The organism is Vibrio sp. B183, assembly GCF_000740665.1.
GTDB classification, from domain to species: domain Bacteria; phylum Pseudomonadota; class Gammaproteobacteria; order Enterobacterales; family Vibrionaceae; genus Vibrio; species Vibrio coralliilyticus.
Genome location: NZ_JPQB01000022.1, coordinates 40103 through 63493 on the forward strand (window position 1 = coordinate 40103; position 23391 = coordinate 63493).

Genomic DNA, 23391 nt, shown 5'->3' on the forward strand with positions numbered 1-23391 from the left:
GCCAAATAGATCGGGAATAAGAGTGAAAGAGCACCATCTAGGTGCTCTTTTTTGATCTAACCGAAGCAGTTTACTTAGGCTTCCTGATACGCTTTTTCGACTTCTTCAGCAATAATCTTGATGCCTTTCTGCATCATTTCGTCTTCTTGAACGTAGTTCATGCGCAGGCATTGGTGTGCGTGCTCCCAGTCATCTTCCTGACCAATAAAGAAGTACTCGCCTGGCACGATTAACACGCCGCGTGCTTTCAGCCTTTGATATAACTCCATAGTGGTGATTGGCAGCTCATCAAACCAAAGCCATAGGAAGATCGCCCCTTCAGGTTTGTGAATGCGAAAACGTGAGTCAGTGATGGCAGCTTGCAGCAGCTCGACAGCTCGCTGAGACTTTTGCTTGTAAAACGGCTTGATAACATTAGTGCTGAGATTTAGCAGGTCATCATTCATAATCATATGATGACCCAACGCAGGGCCAAGGCTCCCAGGAGCCAAACTGATGATGCCATTCATGTTGGTCATCGCTTGAGTCACTTCTTCACTGGCAATCACAATACCGCAACGTACACCCGGAAGGCCGAGTTTAGACAGACTCATACATAGGATGGTGTTTTCGTTCCAGAACGGCTGAACATCTTCAAAGATGATATTCGGGAATGGCAGACCATAGGCATTGTCGATGATGAGCGGAATGTTATTTTCGCGCGCCAGTTTATCCAGTTTATGGATTTCTTCATCAGTGAGCACGTTACCGGTAGGGTTGGTTGGGCGTGATGCACAAATGGCGGCAACTGAGTCATCGACTTTGAGCTGTTCGAAATCAACATGGTATTTAAACAGGCCATTGTCGAGTATTTCAATTTCTGGATGGTAGGAGACAAAGATATCTTCATCAACGCCTGCATCGCCGTAGCCAATGTATTCAGGCGCTAAAGGCAGCAAGATTTTCTTATGCGAGCCATCTGGCTGCTTACCCGCCAGCAGGTTGAACAGATAAAAGAAGCCGCTCTGACTGCCGTTGGTCAGGCTGATGTTTTTTTCTGATATGTTCCAGCCATAAGTGTCTTTTAATAGCTTAGCCAGAGCTTTTACAAACGCGTCTTTGCCTTGCGGGCCATCATAGTTGGCCATGGCGGCCACGAGGTCCCCGTTGGCGAGCATCTCCTCACTGGCTTGGCGAAAGTATTCGAGCATTGCTGGAATAGCGGCTGGGTTACCACCTCCGAGCATGATCGCACCTGGCGTGCGCAGGCCGTCGTTTAAGTCATCCATTAAACGCGTGATACCGGAATACTGATTGAATTTTTCACCAAACTTAGAGAATTGCATTTGTAGTTATACCTAATTCATTGTGATTGCTTTAAGTGTAATAGTTACTAGTCGAAGCTAGTAATTCCAAGACTCACCTTGAGCATAGTGGTCTATGGATAATCGGGTAATCCCTGAACATACCTTAATGTGATTACGAGGCAAAGCACAAAATTCCGTCACTGATAAAAACAAAGCCCAACTCCGAGGAGTTGGGCTTCATAGTACCTATATTGTTCGAGATATTACTTCTGTAGAAGTGAAATATCCGCGATCTGTAGGAATAGGTTGCGCAGGTTGTTCAGTAGCGTTAGACGGTTCTTCTTCAGCGCTTCGTCATCTGCCATTACCATAACGTTGTCGAAGAATGAATCGACTGGCTCACGCAGGTCTGCAAGCTTGCTTAGAGCTTGTTGGTAGTTACCTGTTGCAAACGCTGGCTCTAGCGCTTCTGTCATTACTTCGACGCTTTCTGCTAGTGCTTTCTCTGCATCTTCTTGTAGAAGAGCAAGGTCGATCTCTGCTGCGAGCTCACCATCGAACTTAGCTAGGATGTTACCTACACGCTTGTTCGCTGCGGCTAGAGCTTCTGCCGCTTCCAGTTCACGGAAGTGAGATACCGCTTTAACACGTTGGTCAAAGTCAGCTGGCTTAGTTGGACGATTCGCCAGTACCGCTTGAATGATATCCACGCTGAAACCAGCATCTTGGTACCATGCGCGGAAACGACCTAACATAAAGTCGATTACGTCAGCTTCTACGTTGTCGTTGGTCAAACGGTCACCAAACAGAGTTTTTGCCTTAGCAATCAAATCTGTTAGGTCTAGGTTGTAGCCGTTTTCAACGATAATACGTAGCACACCTAGTGATGCACGACGAAGTGCGAATGGGTCAGAACCCTTAGGTGCTTGGCCAATACCGAAGATACCAACGATCGTATCTAGCTTGTCAGCCATTGCTACCGCAGAAGAAATGCCTGTGCTAGGCAATTCGTCACCGGCGAAACGAGGCATGTACTGCTCGTAAAGTGCCAGTGCAACTTGCTCGTCCTCACCATCGTGAGTCGCATAGTGCATGCCCATTACACCTTGAGTATCGGTAAATTCGAATACCATAGATGTCATTAGGTCACACTTAGCCAGTAGGCCTGCGCGCTTAGATTTCTCAACGTCAGCATCGATTTTCTCAGCAATGTAGCCAGCAAGTTCTGTTATGCGGTCAGTCTTGTCTTTGATAGTACCAAGCTGCTTCTGGAAGATCGCTTGCTCTAGTTCAGGCAGGCGGTCGATAAGAGGACGCTTACGGTCAGTGTTAAAGAAGAACTCAGCATCCGCTAGACGTGGACGTACTACCTTCTCGTTACCTTCGATAACGTAACGAGGCTCTTTCGATTCGATGTTAGAAACAAAGATGAAGTTTGGTAGTAGCTTCTTGTTTTCGTCATACACTGGGAAGTACTTCTGGTCACCTTTCATGGTGTAAACCAGCGCTTCAGAAGGAACCTTTAGGAACTCTTCTTCGAACTTCGCAGTCAGTACCACTGGCCATTCAACCAGAGACGTTACTTCTTCAACTAGGTCATCTTCTAGATCAGCAACACCGCCCACTGCTGCAGCGGCTTTTTGTGAATCTGCAAGGATGATCGCTTTACGTGCTTCGTAATCTGCCATCACTTTACCGCGCTCTTCTAGGATCGTTGGGTATTGCTCTGCAGATTCAATCGTGAATTCTTGCTCACCCATGAAGCGGTGACCACGGATAGTGCGATCTGATGCTACGCCTAGGATTTCACCTTCGATAAGGTCAGAGCCCATCAGCATAGTCAGTGTTTTAACTGGGCGGATAAACTGAGTAGTCTTGTTACCCCAACGCATTGGCTTAGCGATAGGCAGGTTACCCAGTGCTTTAGCTGCTAGGTCGACAACGATTTCAGACGTTGCTTGGCCTTTCACTTCTTGTTTGAAAAGAAGCCATTCGCCTTTGTCTGTTACTAGACGGTCAGCTTGCTCAACAGTGATGCCGTTACCACGCGCCCAACCTTGAGCGGCTTTTGTCGCGTTACCGTCCGCATCGAATGCGACAGAAACTGCTGGTCCACGTTTCTCAACCACTTTGTCCGCTTGGCCTTCAGCCAATGCAGTAACTTTAAGTGCTAGACGACGAGGAGCGGCGTACCATTTCACGCCTTCGTGTGCTAGGTCTGCACCTTTAAGTTCCGCTTCGAAGTTAGCCGCGAACGCTTCCGCTAGGGTGCGAAGTTGCGTTGGTGGTAGCTCTTCTGTACCCAGTTCAATTAGAAATTCTTTTGCCATGATTACTTCTCCTCGCCTTCTTTCTTACACATTGGGAAGCCAAGAGCTTCACGTGATGCGTAGTACGCTTCTGCAACCGATTTAGTCAGGTTGCGGATACGAAGGATGTAACGTTGGCGTTCTGTTACCGAGATAGCTTTGCGTGCATCAAGAATGTTGAATGCATGACCCGCTTTAAGAATGCGCTCGTAAGCTGGAAGCGGAAGTGGCTTCTCAAGCTCTAGCAGTTCTTTGGTTTCTTTTTCACATTGGTCGAAGAAGGTGAATAGGAAATCGACGTCTGCGTGCTCGAAGTTGTACGTTGACTGCTCTACTTCGTTTTGGTGGAAAATGTCACCGTAAGTGACTTTGCTGCCGTCTGGAGCGATGTTCCATACGAGATCGTAAACCGAGTCTACTTCTTGGATGTACATAGCGAGACGCTCGATACCGTAAGTGATTTCACCGGTTACTGGCTTACATTCAAGGCCGCCAACCTGCTGGAAGTACGTAAACTGAGTCACTTCCATACCGTTTAGCCACACTTCCCAGCCTAGGCCCCATGCGCCTAATGTTGGGTTTTCCCAGTTATCTTCGACGAAACGAATGTCGTGAACCAGAGGATCGACACCAAGTACTTCTAGAGAACCTAGGTACAGCTCCTGAATATTGTCTGGCGATGGTTTTAGCGCTACTTGGAATTGGTAGTAGTGCTGAAGACGGTTAGGGTTTTCACCATAACGGCCATCGGTAGGACGACGTGAAGGTTGTACGTAAGCTGTAGACATTGGCTCTGGGCCAAGCGCTCGTAGACAAGTCATTGGGTGAGAGGTACCCGCACCCACTTCCATATCTAGCGGTTGAACAATGGTACAACCATTTTGAGCCCAATAATCCTGCAGCGCGAGGATCATTCCCTGGAAGGTTTTGATATCGTATTTTTGCATAAGTCAGGTTCGCGCGATTCTTCTGTTGCTGTTATTGATCAAATGTTCGCCGTAGTCATGGCGATTTCTATCACTTTCAGCACATTAATATAATGAAAATAACAATCAAGTATACCCAGATATTGCGTAGGGGAGTAGGGCTAATCTTGATTAATTCCTAGTCAGAATTCTCCTTTAATGGATTTTTAATGGCTTATTCGTCCAAATTTTCCTAAAAGGAAGTTTTTGACCACTTTGTTACTTGAGAAATGACATAGAGCTGGATAGAATTGCGTCCATCTTTGGGGAGTAGCTTACCAACACAATCAGCCTGATTGTTTGGTTCGTTCGTCAACATAATTGGTGCACAATCACCATGGCGCTCGAGACTCATTGCCTGATGGGTTTAGCAAGACCTTAGATAAACATCGTGAATCGGGGTGGGGCACGAGGTTTGTCTTAGGTTTAAAATAATTATCCCTGCCTCAATGAGCATGTCGTGAGCGTTTTAGCTATTTCAATTACCACTGTCGCTTTAGCCGAAATTGGTGACAAAACCCAGCTATTGTCTTTACTGTTGGCCAGTCGTTATCGAAAACCGATACCGATTATCGCCGCTATTTTCTGCGCTACTATTGCCAATCACGCCCTTGCGGCTTGGTTAGGTGTGGTTGTGGCCGACTATTTATCACCAGAGGTGCTTAAGTGGGTCGTGGTGGCAAGTTTTCTCGCTATGGCGGGTTGGGTGCTGATTCCAGATAAGTTGGATGATGACGATGAAATTTCCAATCGAGGACCGTTTGTTGCCAGCTTTATCGCGTTCTTTATCGCTGAAATTGGTGATAAAACTCAGATTGCTACCTCTATCTTAGGGGCTCAGTTTGCTGATGCGTTGACGTTAGTGATTATCGGCACCACGCTGGGTATGCTGGCAGCCAATGTTCCTGTGGTTTTGATTGGTAAATTGTCGGCCGACAAAATGCCGCTCAACCTGATTCGTAAGGTGACGGCTCTGCTATTTATCGCTCTGGCGGTTGGCGCTGCGTTTTTGTAAAACGGTCGCTAACGTGCGATAAAAAGCGGATATCTGGTGGAGAAATGCGATAGATCAAACTCTATGCTAAATTCGTGTAAGGGCGTGATCGCTGACATATTCGTGTCATACTTGTCATGCTAACTTAACGGTGTGAATGATGTTACTCAAGGTGAGAAGAATTCTGTTTATTCTTCAAACACCTAGAGTATAGCGAGAGGGCAACATTATGCTTACACGTTATATGGGGATGACCCCAAAAAGTCAGAGTTATCTATTCACTTTCGGCTTGGTACTGTGTTTACTGGCAATGGTACTGACCGACATGTGGCTGCCGATTGTTGCGGGTTCATTTGTGTTGACCGCGTTGACGGTTGAAGCCTGGATTCGAGTCGCGCACATTATCCCAATGCACGAAGAAATGCGGGCAATGCAAAAACAGCTGAGAAAATTGCAATCTGAAGTCCACACCATTGAATATGACGAATAAACAAACGGCTGCCCCAGGCAGCCGTTTTTCATTTTTATTAGCTTAGCGTTAACGCTACTCCATTCCTTTCTTGATCAGGTACTGGTAAGGCAGCTCTTCGGTTTGAGCCGCAATCAGCTGGTGATCCATAAAGCGGCAGAAGCTCGGAATGTCGCGTGTGGTGGATGGATCATCGGCTTTTACCAGCAGAATCTCACCCTCTTGCATGTTACGGATTGTCTTCCTGACCATCATCACGGGCTCTGGGCAGCGCAGTCCTTCTGCCTCTAAAATTTGGGTCGCCTGTTCTGAATTGATTGTCATGGTCATATCTTTGGTTACCTCAATAGGGGGTAGATAATACTGGTGAAGAAAAAATATTCAATAACCCCTTGGCAAAGCGATCAAATTGTTTTAACTTAGTTAACAAGTTGGTAACATTTAAAACAAGGAGCGCTTATGTTGACAGCTTTAGATCGTCTAACAATCTATTCCGTGCTGTGCTTTATTTCTTTTTGCGCACTTGTTTTACGTACACCAGCAGAATCGTCGTTTATGCCTTTGCTCGGCATGGTTGCGACGGTTGTAGGGATTTGGCTCGAGATGCATCGCTGGCCGAGCGCATCTGAAGAGCAAGAAAATTGATGGTTGAACTTCCAACAACCATTCTCAATTGTAACTACGCTCAATTACATTCCGACACTATCCCCATTTTTCTTGGGCTTCCCCGCTGAAAGGCGGGATTTTTTTTATCTAAAGAGTACAATTCAATAAATATACCCTTCATTTTAAGTGGCTATTTGTGGAATTAGAAGACATCTATCGCCGTGATCTGAATTTGCTGGTGGCGTTGCGGGTTTTAATCGAAGAGTGCAGCGTCAGTAAGGCGGCACATCGGCTTAATCTCAGCCAGTCTGCGATGAGCCGAGTGTTAGGTCGGCTGCGTGACATGCTGGGTGACCCTTTGTTTACGCGTCAGGGTCAGCATCTGATTCCAACCGAAAAAGCGCTCGAGGTTGACAAAGCTCTGGGAGAGCCACTGGAATCGCTGCGTCAGGTGTTGTCTCCGATTCAAACTGAACCGCAAAGCTTTGAGAATACCTTCAATATCGCCACCACTGACTATGCGATGCAGACTATTCTGCCCTTTGCTTTGCCGCGTATTTATCAGGAAGCGCCTAATGTGTCGATTAACTTTCTACCTCTGCAACATGACCGATTAGCTGCTCAGTTGACGTATGAAGGGGCGGATTTAGCCATATGCCGACCCATTGGTCCAGTGGAGCCACTACGCAGTGAAATTCTTGGGCGTGTAGGGGTTTTATGTCTCTTATCTAAACAGCACCCGTTGGCCAACACCTCACTCAGTTTGAAGGACTACCTTACCTATCCACATGCGATGATCGCTATCAGTGATGGCGTCAAAGCCCTAATTGAACAGGCATTAGTGGACCAGCCTAAGCGAAAAATGGTGCTGCGGGCTTATCATCTGGAAGCAGCACTGGCCATTGTGGATACCATGCCGCTGATCATTACAGTGCCAGCGGATTTAGCTTATCTGGTTGCAGAGCGTTATGACTTGGCAGTTAAGCCTTTACCATTCCAGTTCACGCCGTTTGATTATTCGATGATCTGGCATGCACGTTGCGAGCACTCACCGGCGCAGGAATGGCTGCGATCTGTGGTGAGAGAAGAGTGTAGTCGTTTGATTGCCAAACGTATCGCAGACATGGGATTGGATTAACACGATTTCCATCGATACAAAAAGAGCCAGCAATGCTGGCTCTTTTATTTTGAATCTTAGAATTACAGCTTAATCACAACGCGACCTGTTACTTGGCCGTTGGTAATGTCTTCTGCGTATTTTGGTGCATCGGCAAGGGCCACCTCAGTACAGGCTTGTTCAAAGTAGCTGTCAGGTAGTAGTTCAACCAGTTTTTCCCAAGCGGCGATACGCTTCTCTGTTGGGCACATCACTGAGTCTACGCCTTGCAGGCGAACATTACGCAGAATAAAAGGCATCACGGTTGTTGGTAGGTCAAAGCCACCAGCCAAACCACAAGCAGCTACTGCGCTGTTGTAATCCATTTGCGCCAGTACTTTAGCCAGTACTTTGCTGCCCACAGTATCAACGGCGCCAGCCCAAACTTGCTTTTCTAGTGGGCGTGCGGGCTCTTCAAACTCGACACGATCAATGATACGGCTTGCGCCTAGCTTTTCTAGGAGAGGACCATTTTGTTCAATGCGGCCAGTCACCGCCGCCACTTTGTAGCCGAGCTTTGCCAATAGCGTTACCGCTACTGAACCCACACCACCACTGGCGCCTGTGACCAGAATTTCACCTGACTCAGGTTTGACACCAGCGTCGATAAGCGCTTGAACACACAGCATGGCAGTAAAGCCAGCGGTGCCAACCATCATGGCCTTTTTGCTGTCGATCCCTTTTGGCAGTGGTACCAACCAGTCTGCTTTTAGGCGCGCACGTTGAGCCATACCACCCCAGTGATTCTCACCCACACCCCAGCCAGTTAATACGACTTTATCGCCGACTTGGTAACGTTCATCATCTGAATGAGCAACGGTGCCTGCCATATCGATGCCCGGTACCATAGGGAAGTTGCGGATGATCTTACCTTTGCCAGTGATCGCCAGACCATCTTTGTAGTTGAGTGATGAGTAATCGACATCGATCAGTACGTCGCCTTGTGGCAATTGTGCTTCATCGATTTGTTCTACAGAGGCGATGGTGCGTTTTTCTTCTTGGTTTAGAATCAGTGCGTTAAACATAGATGGTCTCCACTACGCGGTAGCAAACATTTAAAAACTGATATTGAGTGTAGACTGAAAGTCACTATGACTAAAATGAAACTTTAGCATTATATACATGCATACAGTGCATTGTGGAAAGTTGCATTGGGCAGTAAAGAAAAAGCCAGTCATGTGACTGGCTTTTTGATGATTAAGAAAGGAAAAACTTATACGACGGGTTGTCGGTTTCGTCTTTGCATTGATAACCCAGCTCTCGCAAATGGGCGGAAAATCGTGATAAATCGGCTTCATCCAGTTCAAAGCCACACAATACTCGACCATAGTCGGCACCATGATTGCGATAGTTGAACAGACTGATGTTCCAATGTGTACCTAATGTGCTGAGGAATTTCAGCAATGCACCTGGGTACTCTGGGAATTCAAAGCTATATAGGCGCTCTTTCAGCTGCTTCGATGGTTTACCACCTATCATGTAACGAATGTGCAGTTTTGCCATTTCGTCGTCTGACAAGTCGACCACAGGGTAACCACCTTCACGCAGATCGTGAATGATGTGTTCCAGCTCTTCCTGCCCACCTTGTAGACGAACACCGACAAAAATGTTGGCCAGATCGTCATCGTTGTAGCGGTAGTTGAACTCAGTGACCGCTCGGCCGCCAATCAGGTTACAGAACTCAAAGAAAGCGCCTTGGCGTTCTGGAATCGTGACTGCCAGCAGGCCTTCACGTTTTTCACCCAGTTCACAACGCTCAGAGACGTAGCGCAGACCGTGGAAGTTAGTGTTCGCACCTGACAGAACAGTACCTAGGTTGCTGTTCTTAAGCTGGTTTTGCTCAGCGTACTTCTTCAACCCTGCTAACGCCAATGCGCCAGAAGGCTCTGCGATAGCGCGCGTATCTTCAAAGATGTCTTTGACTGCGGCGCAAATTTCATCGCTGGAAACGGTAATGTGCCCATCAAGGTACTTTTGACACAAGCGGAACGTCTCTTCACCGATGCGTTTTACCGCGACGCCATCAGCAAACATGCTGACCTGGTCGAGCACGACGGGCTCACCTGCATCTAAAGCAGCCTTAAGACACGCTGAGTCTTCAGGCTCAACAGCGATGACTTTGATTTCTGGCATCAGCTGTTTGACCAACACCGCCACACCCGCTGCTAAACCACCGCCACCAACTGGCACAAAGATATGATCGAGATGACCATTTTGTTGCAGCATCTCCATACCAATAGTGCCTTGACCCGCGATCACTAATGGGTGATCAAAAGGAGGCACAAACGTATAGCCATGTTGTTCAGATAAACGCTCGGCTTCGGCTTTGGCTTCATCAAAGTTATTGCCGTGCAGTACCACTTGGCCACCAAAACCACGCACCGCTTCGACCTTAATGTCAGGTGTGGTTTTTGGCATCACAATCGTGGTTTTGATACCAAGCTTAGTGCCGGAAAGCGCCATACCTTGTGCATGGTTACCCGCTGAGGCGGCAATCACGCCAGCGGCCTTCTGCGCTTCAGACAAACTGGCAACCATATTGTAGGCGCCACGTAGTTTGAACGAATGAACTGGCTGGCGATCTTCGCGTTTGATTTGCACCTTGTTGCCAATCCGTTCACTCAGGCGTGGCATCTCCTGCAGAGGCGTTACCGTTGCTGCTTCATAAACCGGAGCTCTTAAGATATGGCGCAGATAATCTGCGCCAGTCTGATGAGCTTTCCCTGAAAAGAGAGAATCAGACATAAGCTAGTCCTCTAGCTTAGATTTATCTCGTACTGCCCCTTTGTCAGCACTGGTTGCCATACTTGCGTACGCTTTGAGTGCAAAAGAAACTTCACGTTGACGATCGACTGGCTTCCATCCCAGTTCGTCTTGTTTTGCACGGCGCTCAGCAAGTTCCTGCTCTGAGACTTCTAGAGAAATAGAGCGGTTTGGAATATCAATCGCGATCATATCGCCCTGTTTTACCAGACCAATCGCGCCACCATTCGCCGCTTCAGGTGAAGCGTGACCAATGGACAGGCCAGACGTACCGCCAGAGAAGCGACCATCCGTCAGCAGAGCACACTCTTTACCAAGCCCCATTGACTTCAGGTAAGTGGTTGGGTAAAGCATTTCCTGCATACCCGGGCCCCCTTTAGGACCTTCATAGCGGATTACTACTACATCGCCTGCTTTGACTTTGCCGCCTAAGATGCCTTCAACCGCGTCTTCCTGGCTTTCAAACACTACAGCAGGACCAGTGAATTTGTGGATGCTTTCATCAACGCCAGCCGTCTTCACAATACAACCATCAAGAGCGATATTACCTGATAGAACAGCTAGGCCACCTTCTTGGCTGAAGGCGTTTTCTTTGGTGCGGATACAACCTTCTGCTCGGTCGTCATCAAGGCGATCCCAGCGACAATCTTGTGAGAACGCTTTGGTGGTACGAATACCGGCAGGACCTGCACGGAAGAACTTGAGTACTTCTTCATCTTCGGTCTGGATGATGTCGTATTGCGCTAGCTGCTCTTTCATTGAAAGGCCGAGTACGGTGCGTGCATCATTGTGCAGCAAACCTGCGCGGTCCAGCTCGCCGAGGATAGCCATCACACCACCCGCGCGGTGTACGTCTTCCATGTGATATTTCTGAGTAGATGGTGCCACTTTACATAGGTGAGGTACTTGGCGAGACAGGCGGTCGATATCTTCCATATCGAAATCCACTTCGCCTTCTTGTGCTGCCGCAAGCAGGTGGAGAATGGTGTTGGTTGAGCCGCCCATCGCGATATCCAGAGCCATTGCGTTTTCGAATGCATCAAAAGTAGCGATATTGCGTGGCAGCGCTGATTCGTCATCTTGCTCGTAGTAACGACGTGTCAGTTCAACGATACGTTTACCAGCGTTGATAAATAGTTCTTCGCGGTCAGCGTGTGTTGCTAGCATCGAACCGTTACCTGGCTGAGACAGACCTAATGCTTCAGTCAGACAGTTCATTGAGTTCGCTGTGAACATACCTGAACATGAACCACATGTCGGACAGGCGCTACGTTCAATTTGCTCGCTCTGCTCGTCAGAGACTTTCGGGTCAGCACCTTGGATCATCGCATCAACCAAGTCGAGTTTGATCAGTTGATCTGACAGCTTGGTTTTACCCGCTTCCATTGGACCGCCAGATACAAAGATCACTGGAATGTTAAGGCGCATTGACGCCATCAGCATTCCCGGAGTGATTTTGTCACAGTTGGAGATACATACCATGGCATCAGCACAGTGAGCATTCACCATGTACTCTACTGAGTCAGCGATAAGCTCACGCGATGGCAGTGAGTAGAGCATACCGCCGTGGCCCATTGCGATACCATCGTCGACCGCGATGGTGTTGAATTCTTTGGCGATACCGCCTGCTTTCTCGATTTCACCGGCGACCAGTTGGCCCATGTCTTTAAGGTGAACGTGGCCCGGTACAAACTGAGTGAATGAGTTCACGACTGCGATGATTGGCTTACCAAAATCTTCATCTTTTACGCCAGTTGCACGCCACAGTGCACGAGCACCCGCCATGTTACGACCGTGAGTGGTGGTTGCTGATCTGTATTTAGGCATCTTACTACTTCCTTTATTTTGCCGCGTCTGCTGGGTAAACGTAATCTAACCAGCCCCACTTATCTTCAGTGGTGCCGTTGAATAGTCCAAAGTAAGCTTCTTGTAGCTCTTTGGTGATAGGGCCGCGTTTACCGCTGCCTACGTCAATTTTATCTATGGTTGCAACAGGAACGACCTCTGCTGCAGTACCTGTCATAAACACTTCGTCTGCGAGGTAAAGTGCTTCGCGAGCAATGTTTGCTTCGCGTACTTGGTAACCTTTGTCACGAGCGATAGTCATGATCGAATCACGAGTGATGCCAGGTAGGATAGCGCTGGTTGCTGGTGGCGTGGTGATCACGCCATCTTTAATCACAAAGATGTTTTCACCTGCGCCTTCAGACAAATAACCATCAACACTTAATGCAATACCTTCATCGTAGCCATGACGACGTGCTTCACCGCCAACCAGCAATGAAGATAGGTAGTTACCGCCAGCTTTCGCTGCGGTTGGAATGGTGTTTGGCGCTGCGCGGTTCCAGCTGGAAATCATCGCATCGACCCCTTTCTCCAAGGCTTCTTCACCTAGGTAAGAGCCCCATGGGAAAGCGGCGATGATCAGGTCCATTTCGGTGCCCTGCGGTGGACACACACCGAGGCCAACATTGCCAACAAAACCTAGCGGACGAATATAAGCGCTATCGAGTTTGTTCTCGCGCAGTGTTTCGCGCGTCGCTTCCATGATTTCATCCACAGAGTAAGGGATAGGGAAACGGTAGATTTTGGCTGAATCCTTCAGTCGCTTCGCATGCTCACGATGGCGGAATATAATTGGTCCTTTAGGCGTGTTGTAGCAGCGCACACCTTCAAATACTGAAGTACCGTAGTGCATCGCATGAGTCAATACGTGAACATTCGCTTCTTTCCACGGTACCAGCTTGCCATTAAACCAAATGTAATCCGCTGTTGTAGTAGCCATTATTGCCTTCCTTTATGCACAAATTTTTTGTTGTAGGTTGTTATTCGGTAGCTCGTCACTGGCGATTTGTGTTACCTCAACCGTGCGCACATCCCAGAGTTTTTCAATCTGATTGGTCAGAAAGGAGATCGGACGATCGCTGTCGACGATGATCTCGACGCTGGCAATCTTGCTCTCATGGTTCTGTGTGCCTGCAACTTGTCTAACAATGAAACCACGATGGCGAACCACACGAAGAACACGCTCCAGCAGTACCGGTTTGTCGTCTGCTTTAATGTCGATTAGATATCTTTCCATCTTATGTGTTCTCCAGCATGTCATTGTTAGAAGCACCTGGTGGCACCAGTGGCCACACGTTTTCTTCTTCGTCGATTAAAACGTGCAGCAAGTACGAGGTTTCACTATCCAGCATTTCCTGAATCGCTGGCTCAACTTCTTCTTTTCTTGTGATCGTTTTTCCAGGAATATCAAAAGCTTTCGCTAAGGTGATGAAATCTGGGTTGTCATCCAGAATGGTTTCACTGTGGCGACCATCAAAGAACAGCGACTGCCATTGACGTACCATGCCTAAGCGTTGGTTGTTCAATAGAACGATTTTGACTGGAATCTGGCGACGTTTTAGCGTACCCAGTTCCTGAACGTTCATCATGAAAGAGCCGTCACCTGTAATAAGGATAGACTGATCATCCGGACGTGCGACCGCGGCACCCATAGCGGCAGGAAGGCCAAAGCCCATGGTGCCTAAGCCTGCGGATGTGATGAAGTTTTGTGGGTCACGTGGCTGAATATGTTGCGCTGCCCACATCTGGTGCTGACCTACATCGGTTGAGACCATTGAACTATCAGGCATCATGTCGGACAACTGTTTGAGCATACCCGGAGCAAAAATTAGATCACCTGGGTGGTCGTAACGCCACTTAAAGCCACTACGCAGACTTTCACTGTGCTTGACCCAAGGCGTAATGTCTTGAGTCAGTTCGAGTTGAGGAAGAAGGGAATTGATATCACCGCGCAGTGGCGCATGGGCGTGACGCAGCTTGTTGATCTCAGCAGCATCGATGTCGATATGGATAACGCGAGCGTGAGGGGCGAACGTTTCCAATTTACCTGTTACTCGGTCATCGAATCGCGCGCCAACAGCAATCAACAGGTCACATTCTTGAACGACTAGGTTCGCGGCTTTGGTGCCGTGCATACCCAGCATGCCAAGGTAATGTGGGTCGTGACGTTCGATAGTACCTAAGCCTTTCAGGGTGCTGACCGAAGGCATTGGGTTTAAACGTAAGAATTCGCGAACGGCTTTTGTGGCTTTACCCAGTTGTACACCGCCACCAACATAAAATACTGGGCGGGTACTTTGTGAAAGAAGCTCCTGAGCGGCAGAAACGGCTTCTGCTTGAGGAACGGGAAGCGCTGGTGGCGTGAATGGAGGCAAAACGTCAACCGGTGCCTGAGCCAGCTGAACATCTTTAGCGATGTCGACAATCACTGGTCCTGGTCGGCCTGCTTTAGCGACTTCAAACGCTTCGGCTAAAGTTGGTGCAAGCTCTTCAATCTCAGTCACGAGGTAACTGTGCTTGGTACAGGATAGTGACATTCCTATCACATCCATTTCCTGGAAAGCGTCTGTCCCGATGTGGGAACTGGCGACCTGACCCGTGATTGCCACCATTGGGATCGAATCCATAAACGCATCGGCCAAACCGGTTACTAGGTTAGTGGCTCCGGGACCAGATGTTGCCATACAGACTGCGACATCTTGAGTCGCGCGTGCCATACCGATAGCGGCCATCGCTGCACCTTGTTCGTGACGGCAGAGGATGTGCTCGACGCCACCGTCATACAGCGCGTCATAAATTGGCATGATGGCACCGCCTGGATAGCCGAATACGGTTTTGATGCCCTGTTGCTTTAATGCGGCTACGACTAATTCAGCACCTGTCATCGTAAGCCTCCTTGGCTACCTAAGTAGCAATGTTGTGTTGTTGTGCACGTCATGTGCGCTCCCATTCTTCCTGCCAGCTTGCGGCTGAGCTCTTTATTTTTCTGTCTGCCTGACTAAGTCAGTGTTTATTTTTTCGCTGATTTTCAGCGTTTAAGTTGAAAAAAACCCCCGGACTTTTCAGTGCGGGGGTTTTTTTGAATTTGGTGTTTTATTTTTCGCCCACCAGCCCCCGCGCGGAATCAATAATGACCACGATAATCAGGACAATCAGTGCGTTAATGCGGGCGTTGAAATTCATATTCTTTTTTAATGTTGTGCTTACGTAATATGGTACGAAATTGTTTGCGTCACTAGTGGTAACATAGAATTCCGTTACATGACAAGCAAAAAGTCATTCTTTTTTCACATTCTCTCATCATCTCACCACGCTATATAACAAGATTGTTAGAAAAGTGCGCAAGTTATCAAACAGATAAATAGATAGCAGAGAGTGTAGGAAAAATTATGGGCTTAGCCATTATTTACAGTCGGGCATCGGTGGGGGTTGAAGCGCCTCCTGTGACGGTAGAGGTGCATATCAGTAATGGAATGCCGGGGTTCACTCTGGTGGGATTACCGGAAACCACTGTTAAAGAATCACGCGACCGAGTGCGCAGTGCGATCATCAACTCTCGATTTGAGTTTCCAGCCAAGCGAATCACGGTCAATCTTGCACCCGCCGATCTGCCCAAGGAGGGAGGGCGCTTTGATTTGCCGATTGCACTTGGCATTCTCGCTGCTTCAGAGCAGATTCCAGTCAGGGGTTTGGCGGAAAAAGAATTCGTTGGTGAGCTGGCTTTGTCGGGGGAACTGCGAGGAGTGAAAGGGGTATTGCCTGCAGCGCTGGCAGCCAACAAAGCACAGCGAAGCTTGGTTGTGCCTCATTACAACGGCGATCAAGCCGCGTTAGTGGGCGAAGAACAGCATAAATCTGCCCAAAGCTTACTAGAAGTGTGCGCCGATCTTTGTGGCCAACAAAAACTTAGCCTGCATCAAACACAAAATCTGCACCGAGCGGTGGATAATGGCCGCGACTTACAAGACATCATTGGTCAGCAGCAAGGTAAACGTGCTTTGGAAATTGCTGCGGCAGGCAACCATAACTTGTTATTTTTAGGCCCGCCTGGGACGGGAAAAACCATGCTTGCCTCGCGTTTGTGCGATTTGCTGCCGGAGATGAGTGACGACGAAGCAATGGAAACGGCGTCTGTTGCGTCACTAACTCAGCAGGAAATCAATGCGCTTAACTGGAAGCGGCGCCCCTTTCGTGCACCGCACCATTCAAGCTCAATGGCAGCGCTCGTCGGCGGAGGCACAATCCCAAGACCGGGTGAAATTTCGTTGGCCCATAATGGGTTGCTGTTTCTTGATGAAATGCCAGAGTTTGAACGTAAGGTGCTTGACTCATTGCGTGAGCCGCTGGAATCCGGGGAGATTATTATCTCGCGTGCTCAGGGCAAAACTCGCTTCCCTGCACGCTTTCAGCTGGTGGGGGCTCTCAATCCCAGTCCGACGGGCTATTACGAAGGTAATCAGTCGAGAGTGAATCCACAAACCATTTTACGTTATCTGAGTCGGTTATCTGGCCCTTTACTGGATCGCTTTGATATGTCACTTGAGATCCCAGCGTTACCTAAAGGTACTTTGGCCGAAGGTGGCGATCGTGGTGAACCTACAGAAGTAGTTAAGCAAAGGGTTTTCAATGCCAGAGCCTGTATGCTGGAGCGCTCCAATAAGGTTAATGCGCTGTTGGGCAGTCGCGAAATAGAGGAGTACTGTCCATTGAAAAAAGAAGATGCGCAGTTTTTGGAGAGTGCGTTGCATCGTCTTGGGTTGTCAATTCGGGCTTATCACCGAATCATTAAGGTTGCGCGCACTATTGCTGATTTAGATGGCCAGTCGCAGATTGCTCGCAATCACCTAGCTGAAGCGTTGGGATATCGGGCAATGGACCGATTGCTTAAGCAATTGACCGCTCAGGCGGTGTAAAAAAGCCCGCACAGGGCGGGCTGTACTTCAACTTAGAATTGGTAGTTCATACCGACCGAGAGCAAATACTGGTCTTCATCGTAGAAGTCGATGTTGGAGTCGGTTTTGGAGTAGCCAGCAAACGAAATCAACGACCAGTCTTGCCAGCCCATGAACTCTTGATACTCGTAAGCTGCGAAGAAGCTCAGTTCATCTTCGTCACGCGTCTTGCCGTAAATTGGGTTAACGGCGTCGTAAGAGCGGTTAGTGTACCCAGCCGTCAGTGCGAACTGGTGGCGGTTCATGATCTTAAAGTAACTTAGCTCACCGCCAACTGAATCGAGTGAGTTGGCATCTCCGTCGGCATCAGTTTTGATGTAGGTGAGTGAAGGCTGCAAGAACGAAGTGCGAGTCAACGGTAGACGATAGTCACCTTTTAGATAGATTGATGAAGAGTCGCGCTGAAGAGCATTTCGCTCTGTGGTTGTTAATGATGTATCACTGACACCAGATTTTTCATCGTCAATATCGCGGGTTGCATACGCGGTGTCTAGGCTGAAGTTAGAGCCCATAATATTGTTGAACTTCAGACGGAATGCATTGCCTGTTTCGTCTGTGGTTTGACGCTCTTGGCCAGTCAGGAATGGGTCAGACCAAGTTTCGCCCGACATCACTGTCGGTAGGAAAGAGGCATCAATCACCATACCTGACGCAAGTTGTTGCTTATATCCTAGCTCCAGCGCTAATGTACCGACAGCGATATCTTCACGAGCCATACCTACGTAAAACTGTTTGTCTAAATTTGTACCGAAGGTATAGGCCAAGCTACCAAGTGGCAGTACTAGCGCACCGCTGTCTGAAGAGGCCGTTTGATTGACATCATTGATGGTTTTATCGCCATCGGTATTGAAGTTTGAAGTGGTAGAGGCAAATCCAGCGCTGAGTGACACTTCACCACTAAATCCTGCTTGTTCTGATAGCTGAGCCATCGTTGGAAGGGCAACCAGCGACAGGGCTATTAGAGAGAGTTTGGCTTTCATTGAGGGTTCTCCTTGTTATGAACCTTTTGACATTAGATAAGTGGTTGTCGAAGTTTTGTCGAACTAATCTGACCATCGTCAGAGTGATTCCAATGTGGTTACGGACTTGTATAATTACACGCTGTTTTATTATTCATAAATGAAACGTTATAAATTCTATCTGGGATCTCATTAATAAGCGTTATGTTTGCATACCTACTCCTTGTTCTGAATGTGGCTCTGGTCATCCTTAACTCAGCTTTTTGCTCGATCGTCATTTGTATCATTGCTTTGATTAAAGCCGTGTTACCAAAAGGTAAATTGCAGGCAAAAGGTACTGCAATGGCTAATCGGGTGATGTGGCTGTGGGCGACCATTAACTCCGGCATTCTTTCCTTGTTCAATCGTGTCGAATGGGACATCGAAGGCGGTCAAAGTTTAAGGAAAGACGGCTGGTATTTACTGATCAGTAACCACCTAAGCTGGACCGACATTGTTGTATTGTGCGGTGTGTTTAAAGACCGCATTCCTATGCCGAAGTTCTTTCTTAAGCAACAATTATTTTACGTTCCGTTTATAGGAATGGCGTGCTGGGCGCTGGATATGCCGTTTATGCGCCGCTATTCCCGAGAGTATTTGATTCGCCACCCGGAAAAGCGTGGTCAAGATTTGGCAACGACTCGTCGATCTTGTGCCAAGTTCAAGCACACCCCAACGACGGTGGTGAATTATGTGGAAGGCACACGTTTTACTGAGCAGAAGCAGAAAAAGAGCAAAGCAGGCTATCAGTATTTGTTGCAGCCCAAAACGGGGGGAATTGCTTATACGTTGGCGGCCATGGGCGATCAGTTTGAAAACATTATTGATGTCACGCTAGCGTACCCAGAAAACACCGATAAACCGTTTCGCGATATGCTGATGGGACGAATGACCAAGATAGTCGTACGCATCAAAGTGTTGCCTGTCGATGACAGCGTTCGTGGGGATTACTTCAACGATAAACCTTACAAGCGCCAGTTTCAGCAATGGTTGGGTGATATATGGCAGGATAAAGATGAACTGCTAAAAGAGATTCATCAGGATAAGTAGATCAATCGAACACTAAAAAGGGAGCCAAGGCTCCCTTTTTTACGTAATCAACTTATTACTGTTTAGTCAGCAGGAAGTTTACCAACTCGAAGTATTCGTTAATTGTCTTGATGCTCTGTGCCTGAACAAGGTACTTATTGTTTACGACAACTGCTGGTACGCCAGACAGGCCGCTGTCTTTAAACTGCTTGTCGAAGCGGCGCACCATAGAGTCAACGGCAAAGCCTTTGAATGCTGCATCAAATTTCTTCGCATCAATGCCTTCGTCTAGGAAGATTTGACGCAGTTCTTCATCATTTTTTGGTGGCTTACGCATGTTGTGAATGCGGTTAAACATGACTGGTACCATTTTGTCTTCCACTTTCAGCGCTACCATGGTCGCGTAGGCTTTGCTCATCGACTCACCCATGCTACCACCCATGAAGGAAACGTGATTTTTCTGGAATTTAGCCCCTTCTGGAAGTTGAGCTTTTAGCTGTTCGATGATTGGCTCAAACGTATTACAGTGTGGGCAGTAGAAAGAGAAAAACTCGGTCACTGTTGGCTTTTGTGAAGCCTTGCTGAGAGAAGCTGAAGGAATATCAAGAACTTGATAATGTTCACCTTCTTTGAATTGAGCGGCGTGAGCAGAAAGGCTCAACATAACAGTTGCGACAAGTGCAAACAGCTTTTTCATTATTGACTCCATGTTTGTCATTTTGGCTTCTTACCACTGAGGCATCAGTGAGAGTGGTGGCTCACTCAATGCCGAAATTTGTTCTTTGAAAGCTAATACCTGGCTTTCCCAGTATTTTGGATCATCAAACCACGGGAAGGCGATAGGAAAAGCAGGATCCTGCCATCTTTTTGCCAACCATGCCATATAGTGCACCATACGTAGACCGCGTAAAGGTTCAATTAGTTTCAATTCGTTGGTATTAAAGTCGTTAAACTCCTGATACGCCTCAAGCAGAATATCTAATTGCATCAGTTTATCGGCACGTTCGCCATTAAGCATCATCCACAAGTCTTGTACTGCCGGTCCATTACGAGAGTCATCAAGATCGACAAACATTGGACCGTCGCGCCAGAGAATGTTCCCCGGATGGCAATCACCGTGAAGACGAATGATGTTGGCTGAGTCATCCCATTGTTGTTGCAGCGATTGAATCAACAAGTCTAAGTCATTGAAGAAGGCATTCTCCAGATGAAATGGAATAAACTGTGATTGCTCCAGAATCTTACGTGGTTGATGCAGGTATTCTTCGAGGCTGATGGTGGGTCTGTGCTTAAAGGGCGTTCGAGCACCGACTTTATGGATTCGACCAAGGAAACGACCTACGCCTTCCAGTTGTTCGAGGTTATCAACTTCAAACTGGCGTCCGCCAACACTGGCAAACAGTGCAAACAGATACCCCTGATATTGATGCAGAGTTTGCCCCTGAATTTTTATCGGTGGGGCAACCGGGATATCGGATTCAATTAGCTCCAGAGTAAAGTCGTGCTCTTCTTGTATCTGTTCTGAACTCCAGCGCTCGGGGCGATAAAACTTCACCACATAACGTTGACGCTCTTCATCGGTAAACTGATAAACACGGTTTTCATAGCTGTTGAGTGGTAGAAAGCCGGATTCGGCGCGAACGCCAATGCTTTCCAAGGCGTACCACATAAAGTCGGGTGTCAGAGCATCAAAGTTAAAGGCTTGTTGTGTCATAAATAAAAAGGGCTCATTGCTGAGCCCTTTTCCATGTTTTAGGTAGAGGTAGCCGCTAAAGCTTTTTAATAAAGCGGCTTTCTACTTCAATCGTAAAGTCTTCGCTATCGGACAGTATAAACTGAATTGTCGCAACAGGAGAGCTGAGATTGTCCGGATTGACGCCTAAGCTCATTGGTAGGTTGTACACTTCACCCGGTGAAACGTGGACAGTTTGTTTGCCATACCAAGAGACATCAGTGAGCCCTAACACATCCAACTTATACTCTTGAGTTTGCTGAGTTTTGTTGATGATCTTCAGTGTGTAGGTGTTTTCGACTTCGCCGGAGCTGTTGACGCGGAATAACTGATTACGGTCACGCAGCACGCTAAGACCTGCTGGGTCAACCGCAGCCACTTGAGCAAAGAACAAACCGATCATCACTAACAGTACCGCGCCATAGCCAAGTAATTTAGGTCGCATGACTTTGGTATTTTTGCCTGACAAACGATGCTCTGTGGTGTAGCTGATCAGGCCTTTTTCATAGCCCATACGATCCATCGTATTGTCACAGGCATCAATACAAGCTCCACAGTTGATGCACTCATATTGCAGGCCATCGCGAATATCGATACCGGTCGGACAGACCTGCACACACAGGTTACAGTCGATACAGTCGCCTAAACCCAGAGCTTTTGGATCGGCTTTACGTGAGCGAGCACCACGAGATTCGCCTCGTTTTGTATTGTAGCCAACGATGAAGGTATCTTTATCAAACATGGCTGACTGGAAGCGCGCATACGGACACATGTGGACACACATGATCGAGCGCATCCAACCTGCATTGGCGTAGGTACAGCCTGCAAAGAATAGTACCCAGAACACTGGCCAGAAATCAGCGTTGAAGGTGAAGAACCCGAGTACAAGATCTTTGATCGGAACAAAGTAGCCGGTAAAGGTGAAACCTGTTGCCAGTGCAATAGACCACCATGCTAGGTGCTTAAGTCCTTTACGCATTGCAAGATTAGCGTTCAGCTTGCCTGAGTCTTGTTTACGGCGTTTGTTGGCGCTGCCTTCTAGCTTCTCTTCAAACCAGATGTACATGAAGGTCCAGACGGTTTGCGGACACAAATAGCCACACCATACCCGACCTAAGAAGGTGGTAAGGAAGAACAGACCGAAAGCGGAAATCATGAACAGCAATGCCAGCAAGGTCAGATCTTGCGGGTAAAGTGTGGTACCAAAGAAGTTAAACTGCTGATGACCAAGGTCTAATAGAACTGCCTGACGTTCCCCGTACGGAATCCATGGCACCATAGCGAAGAGAACCAGTAGCAACCAGCCTCCGTAGCGACGTAACTGTTGAAATGTGCCCTTACTTTCACGCACGTAGATGCGGTTGCTCGGGTTAAACCTGTCCCCAGTGTTTTTGTGCGTCTTGGGGTTAAAGGTCTTGGGAGTCACGTCTTTTATCTCAATTTTGTCCTGACTCATTACGCTTCCTTCTTGGGCTAAAGGCGAGATTTCTTAGCGATCCCGCTCTGCGACTTTGCTCTTTAATATTTTAGTATTTTCTTATGGACGGCGATTATATACGCAATCATTTTTTTATTTCTTTAAGGCTATCAACCTTTAACAACAAAGATCAGTACAGTTTTATAAATAAATTGCCTAACAGTTTTGCCCGTCTAAATGATTTGGATATAAAAAAAGCGACCCTAAGGTCGCCCTGGCCTAAGCCTGATTATTTGATGATGCCACGCGCCCGCAGAATCGCGGTTTTAAAATCGTCTTCCTGATCTTTTTTCAGCCCCGGAATCATTTCATCTTTGCTGCTGTTGCGCATTTTGAGGTGGTAGATCAGTACATCGTCGGTGAGATCTTCCAGTTTACCTTCGTAACCTGCTTCCTGCGCGAGTTGGACAATAAACTGCAGCAGGTTCATTTGCTGATCTTTTTGCCATTCAGGCTCGAGTAGCTCGAGTAGCTCTTCAATGCGATGACACTTCATCGGCTTTCTCCACACTTTCTATGCTGGTATACGGTTAAGGTACCAAATCAGACAGGCCAATACCATGGATTCAGGGGTGGGAGAATGAGAAAAGAAAAAGCGCAGTGGAGACTGCGCTTTATGCCTATGCCGCCTTAGTGACTTTGGCTGCAGAAGAGGACATTAACGCTGTCTTTTCTACTAAAGTCATTCCGGGCGCGAGTTTTTGTGCCGCTGGAGTAGTGACAAAGCCACCACGACGACGCATCGCACGGTTTGTGTGCGACGTACACCTGACTGCTGTTGGGCGCATTGATTAACCTAACTGCCAGGCA

At 47.8% G+C, this 23391-nt stretch carries 22 protein-coding genes; 6 read left to right on the forward strand and 16 right to left on the reverse strand.

Annotated elements, in window-relative coordinates:
* Positions 1–74: 74 nt before the first annotated feature.
* The 3 genes from IX95_RS21190 to glyQ form a co-directional block, all read right to left on the reverse strand.
* On the reverse strand, positions 75–1325 hold the full coding sequence (locus IX95_RS21190; protein ID WP_038163816.1) for a valine--pyruvate transaminase: 1251 nt from the start codon (positions 1323–1325) through the stop codon (positions 75–77).
* Positions 1326–1549: 224 nt separating this feature from the next.
* Positions 1550–3616, reverse strand: coding sequence for a glycine--tRNA ligase subunit beta (glyS, locus tag IX95_RS21195; RefSeq protein ID WP_038163818.1), 2067 nt, complete (start codon positions 3614–3616; stop codon positions 1550–1552).
* 2 nt (positions 3617–3618) lie between these two features.
* Positions 3619–4542, reverse strand: a complete 924-nt coding sequence (glyQ, locus tag IX95_RS21200; protein WP_006957480.1) for a glycine--tRNA ligase subunit alpha — start codon at positions 4540–4542, stop codon at positions 3619–3621.
* A gap of 478 nt (positions 4543–5020) precedes the next feature.
* Here glyQ and IX95_RS21205 point away from each other — a divergent pair, with 478 nt between their 5' ends.
* Both IX95_RS21205 and IX95_RS21210 read left to right on the forward strand, forming a co-directional pair.
* Positions 5021–5575 (forward strand): TMEM165/GDT1 family protein, encoded by a 555-nt coding sequence (locus tag IX95_RS21205; RefSeq protein ID WP_038163821.1) that lies wholly within the window; start codon positions 5021–5023, stop codon positions 5573–5575.
* Between the two features lie 208 nt (positions 5576–5783).
* Entirely contained in the window at positions 5784–6044 is a 261-nt protein-coding gene (locus tag IX95_RS21210; RefSeq protein ID WP_006957484.1) for a hypothetical protein, read from the forward strand.
* 54 nt (positions 6045–6098) lie between these two features.
* On the opposite strand, the gene tusA is transcribed toward IX95_RS21210, so the two are convergent.
* Entirely contained in the window at positions 6099–6347 is a 249-nt protein-coding gene (gene tusA, locus IX95_RS21215; RefSeq protein WP_019273982.1) for a sulfurtransferase TusA, read from the reverse strand.
* A 135-nt stretch (positions 6348–6482) separates the two neighbouring features.
* On the opposite strand from tusA, the gene IX95_RS21220 reads away from it, so the two are divergent.
* Both IX95_RS21220 and IX95_RS21225 read left to right on the forward strand, forming a co-directional pair.
* Positions 6483–6668 carry a hypothetical protein gene (locus IX95_RS21220; RefSeq protein ID WP_006957487.1) on the forward strand — a complete coding sequence of 62 codons (186 nt, stop codon included), beginning with the start codon at positions 6483–6485 and terminating at the stop codon, positions 6666–6668.
* Positions 6669–6825: 157 nt separating this feature from the next.
* Positions 6826–7767 (forward strand): LysR family transcriptional regulator, encoded by a 942-nt coding sequence (locus IX95_RS21225; RefSeq protein ID WP_038163823.1) that lies wholly within the window; start codon positions 6826–6828, stop codon positions 7765–7767.
* 62 nt (positions 7768–7829) lie between these two features.
* Here IX95_RS21225 and acuI read toward each other — a convergent pair whose 3' ends face one another.
* The 6 genes from acuI to ilvG form a co-directional block, all read right to left on the reverse strand.
* A complete protein-coding gene (acuI, locus tag IX95_RS21230) occupies positions 7830–8810 on the reverse strand; it encodes an acrylyl-CoA reductase (NADPH) (protein ID WP_038163825.1) in 981 nt (326 codons plus the stop codon).
* A gap of 172 nt (positions 8811–8982) precedes the next feature.
* Positions 8983–10530 (reverse strand): threonine ammonia-lyase, biosynthetic, encoded by a 1548-nt coding sequence (gene ilvA / locus IX95_RS21235; protein ID WP_038163828.1) that lies wholly within the window; start codon positions 10528–10530, stop codon positions 8983–8985.
* A gap of 3 nt (positions 10531–10533) precedes the next feature.
* The gene (gene ilvD, locus IX95_RS21240) at positions 10534–12375 is read right to left on the reverse strand and encodes a dihydroxy-acid dehydratase (protein WP_038163830.1); all 1842 of its coding nucleotides are present in this window, start codon (positions 12373–12375) and stop codon (positions 10534–10536) included.
* A gap of 13 nt (positions 12376–12388) precedes the next feature.
* Positions 12389–13333 carry a branched-chain-amino-acid transaminase gene (gene ilvE / locus IX95_RS21245; RefSeq protein ID WP_006957494.1) on the reverse strand — a complete coding sequence of 315 codons (945 nt, stop codon included), beginning with the start codon at positions 13331–13333 and terminating at the stop codon, positions 12389–12391.
* Between the two features lie 12 nt (positions 13334–13345).
* A complete protein-coding gene (gene ilvM, locus IX95_RS21250; RefSeq protein WP_006957495.1) occupies positions 13346–13630 on the reverse strand; it encodes an acetolactate synthase 2 small subunit in 285 nt (94 codons plus the stop codon).
* Between the two features lies 1 nt (position 13631).
* Positions 13632–15278 (reverse strand): acetolactate synthase 2 catalytic subunit, encoded by a 1647-nt coding sequence (gene ilvG / locus IX95_RS21255; RefSeq protein WP_021456907.1) that lies wholly within the window; start codon positions 15276–15278, stop codon positions 13632–13634.
* A 504-nt stretch (positions 15279–15782) separates the two neighbouring features.
* On the opposite strand from ilvG, the gene IX95_RS21260 reads away from it, so the two are divergent.
* Positions 15783–17306: a YifB family Mg chelatase-like AAA ATPase gene (locus IX95_RS21260; RefSeq protein ID WP_038163832.1), complete on the forward strand. Its 1524-nt coding sequence runs from the start codon at positions 15783–15785 to the stop codon at positions 17304–17306.
* 32 nt (positions 17307–17338) lie between these two features.
* Here the strand turns inward: IX95_RS21260 and IX95_RS21265 are convergent, their stop codons facing one another.
* Positions 17339–18325, reverse strand: coding sequence for a DUF2860 domain-containing protein (locus IX95_RS21265; protein ID WP_038163835.1), 987 nt, complete (start codon positions 18323–18325; stop codon positions 17339–17341).
* 183 nt (positions 18326–18508) lie between these two features.
* Between IX95_RS21265 and IX95_RS21270 the strand changes: the two genes are divergently transcribed.
* Positions 18509–19393: an acyltransferase gene (locus IX95_RS21270; protein ID WP_038163836.1), complete on the forward strand. Its 885-nt coding sequence runs from the start codon at positions 18509–18511 to the stop codon at positions 19391–19393.
* A 55-nt stretch (positions 19394–19448) separates the two neighbouring features.
* Here IX95_RS21270 and IX95_RS21275 read toward each other — a convergent pair whose 3' ends face one another.
* From IX95_RS21275 to IX95_RS26705, 5 genes are all read right to left on the reverse strand, one after another.
* Entirely contained in the window at positions 19449–20069 is a 621-nt protein-coding gene (locus tag IX95_RS21275; RefSeq protein WP_038163839.1) for a thiol:disulfide interchange protein DsbA/DsbL, read from the reverse strand.
* 30 nt (positions 20070–20099) lie between these two features.
* The gene (locus IX95_RS21280; protein ID WP_021456910.1) at positions 20100–21086 is read right to left on the reverse strand and encodes a serine/threonine protein kinase; all 987 of its coding nucleotides are present in this window, start codon (positions 21084–21086) and stop codon (positions 20100–20102) included.
* A gap of 55 nt (positions 21087–21141) precedes the next feature.
* On the reverse strand, positions 21142–22560 hold the full coding sequence (gene ccoG / locus IX95_RS21285; RefSeq protein WP_038163841.1) for a cytochrome c oxidase accessory protein CcoG: 1419 nt from the start codon (positions 22558–22560) through the stop codon (positions 21142–21144).
* A gap of 250 nt (positions 22561–22810) precedes the next feature.
* Positions 22811–23077 carry a YihD family protein gene (locus IX95_RS21290; RefSeq protein ID WP_006957505.1) on the reverse strand — a complete coding sequence of 89 codons (267 nt, stop codon included), beginning with the start codon at positions 23075–23077 and terminating at the stop codon, positions 22811–22813.
* 124 nt (positions 23078–23201) lie between these two features.
* Entirely contained in the window at positions 23202–23369 is a 168-nt protein-coding gene (locus IX95_RS26705; protein ID WP_171341828.1) for a hypothetical protein, read from the reverse strand.
* Between the last annotated feature and the right edge of the window lie 22 nt (positions 23370–23391).

Excerpts from the sequence above, each read along its gene's own strand:
- ilvE (WP_006957494.1), bottom strand. The coding sequence starts at position 13,333 with ATGGCTACTACAACAGCGGATTACATTTGGTTTAATGGCAAGCTGGTA.
- glyQ (WP_006957480.1), bottom strand. The coding sequence starts at position 4,542 with ATGCAAAAATACGATATCAAAACCTTCCAGGGAATGATCCTCGCGCTG.
- tusA (WP_019273982.1), bottom strand. The coding sequence starts at position 6,347 with ATGACAATCAATTCAGAACAGGCGACCCAAATTTTAGAGGCAGAAGGA.
- IX95_RS21270 (WP_038163836.1), top strand. The coding sequence starts at position 18,509 with ATGTTTGCATACCTACTCCTTGTTCTGAATGTGGCTCTGGTCATCCTT.
- IX95_RS21275 (WP_038163839.1), bottom strand. The coding sequence starts at position 20,069 with ATGAAAAAGCTGTTTGCACTTGTCGCAACTGTTATGTTGAGCCTTTCT.
- IX95_RS21260 (WP_038163832.1), top strand. The coding sequence starts at position 15,783 with ATGGGCTTAGCCATTATTTACAGTCGGGCATCGGTGGGGGTTGAAGCG.
- IX95_RS21190 (WP_038163816.1), bottom strand. The coding sequence starts at position 1,325 with ATGCAATTCTCTAAGTTTGGTGAAAAATTCAATCAGTATTCCGGTATC.
- IX95_RS21265 (WP_038163835.1), bottom strand. The coding sequence starts at position 18,325 with ATGAAAGCCAAACTCTCTCTAATAGCCCTGTCGCTGGTTGCCCTTCCA.
- IX95_RS21210 (WP_006957484.1), top strand. The coding sequence starts at position 5,784 with ATGCTTACACGTTATATGGGGATGACCCCAAAAAGTCAGAGTTATCTA.
- ccoG (WP_038163841.1), bottom strand. The coding sequence starts at position 22,560 with ATGAGTCAGGACAAAATTGAGATAAAAGACGTGACTCCCAAGACCTTT.
- acuI (WP_038163825.1), bottom strand. The coding sequence starts at position 8,810 with ATGTTTAACGCACTGATTCTAAACCAAGAAGAAAAACGCACCATCGCC.
- IX95_RS21220 (WP_006957487.1), top strand. The coding sequence starts at position 6,483 with ATGTTGACAGCTTTAGATCGTCTAACAATCTATTCCGTGCTGTGCTTT.
- ilvD (WP_038163830.1), bottom strand. The coding sequence starts at position 12,375 with ATGCCTAAATACAGATCAGCAACCACCACTCACGGTCGTAACATGGCG.
- ilvA (WP_038163828.1), bottom strand. The coding sequence starts at position 10,530 with ATGTCTGATTCTCTCTTTTCAGGGAAAGCTCATCAGACTGGCGCAGAT.
- IX95_RS21280 (WP_021456910.1), bottom strand. The coding sequence starts at position 21,086 with ATGACACAACAAGCCTTTAACTTTGATGCTCTGACACCCGACTTTATG.
- ilvM (WP_006957495.1), bottom strand. The coding sequence starts at position 13,630 with ATGGAAAGATATCTAATCGACATTAAAGCAGACGACAAACCGGTACTG.
- IX95_RS26705 (WP_171341828.1), bottom strand. The coding sequence starts at position 23,369 with ATGCGCCCAACAGCAGTCAGGTGTACGTCGCACACAAACCGTGCGATG.
- glyS (WP_038163818.1), bottom strand. The coding sequence starts at position 3,616 with ATGGCAAAAGAATTTCTAATTGAACTGGGTACAGAAGAGCTACCACCA.
- ilvG (WP_021456907.1), bottom strand. The coding sequence starts at position 15,278 with ATGACAGGTGCTGAATTAGTCGTAGCCGCATTAAAGCAACAGGGCATC.
- IX95_RS21290 (WP_006957505.1), bottom strand. The coding sequence starts at position 23,077 with ATGAAGTGTCATCGCATTGAAGAGCTACTCGAGCTACTCGAGCCTGAA.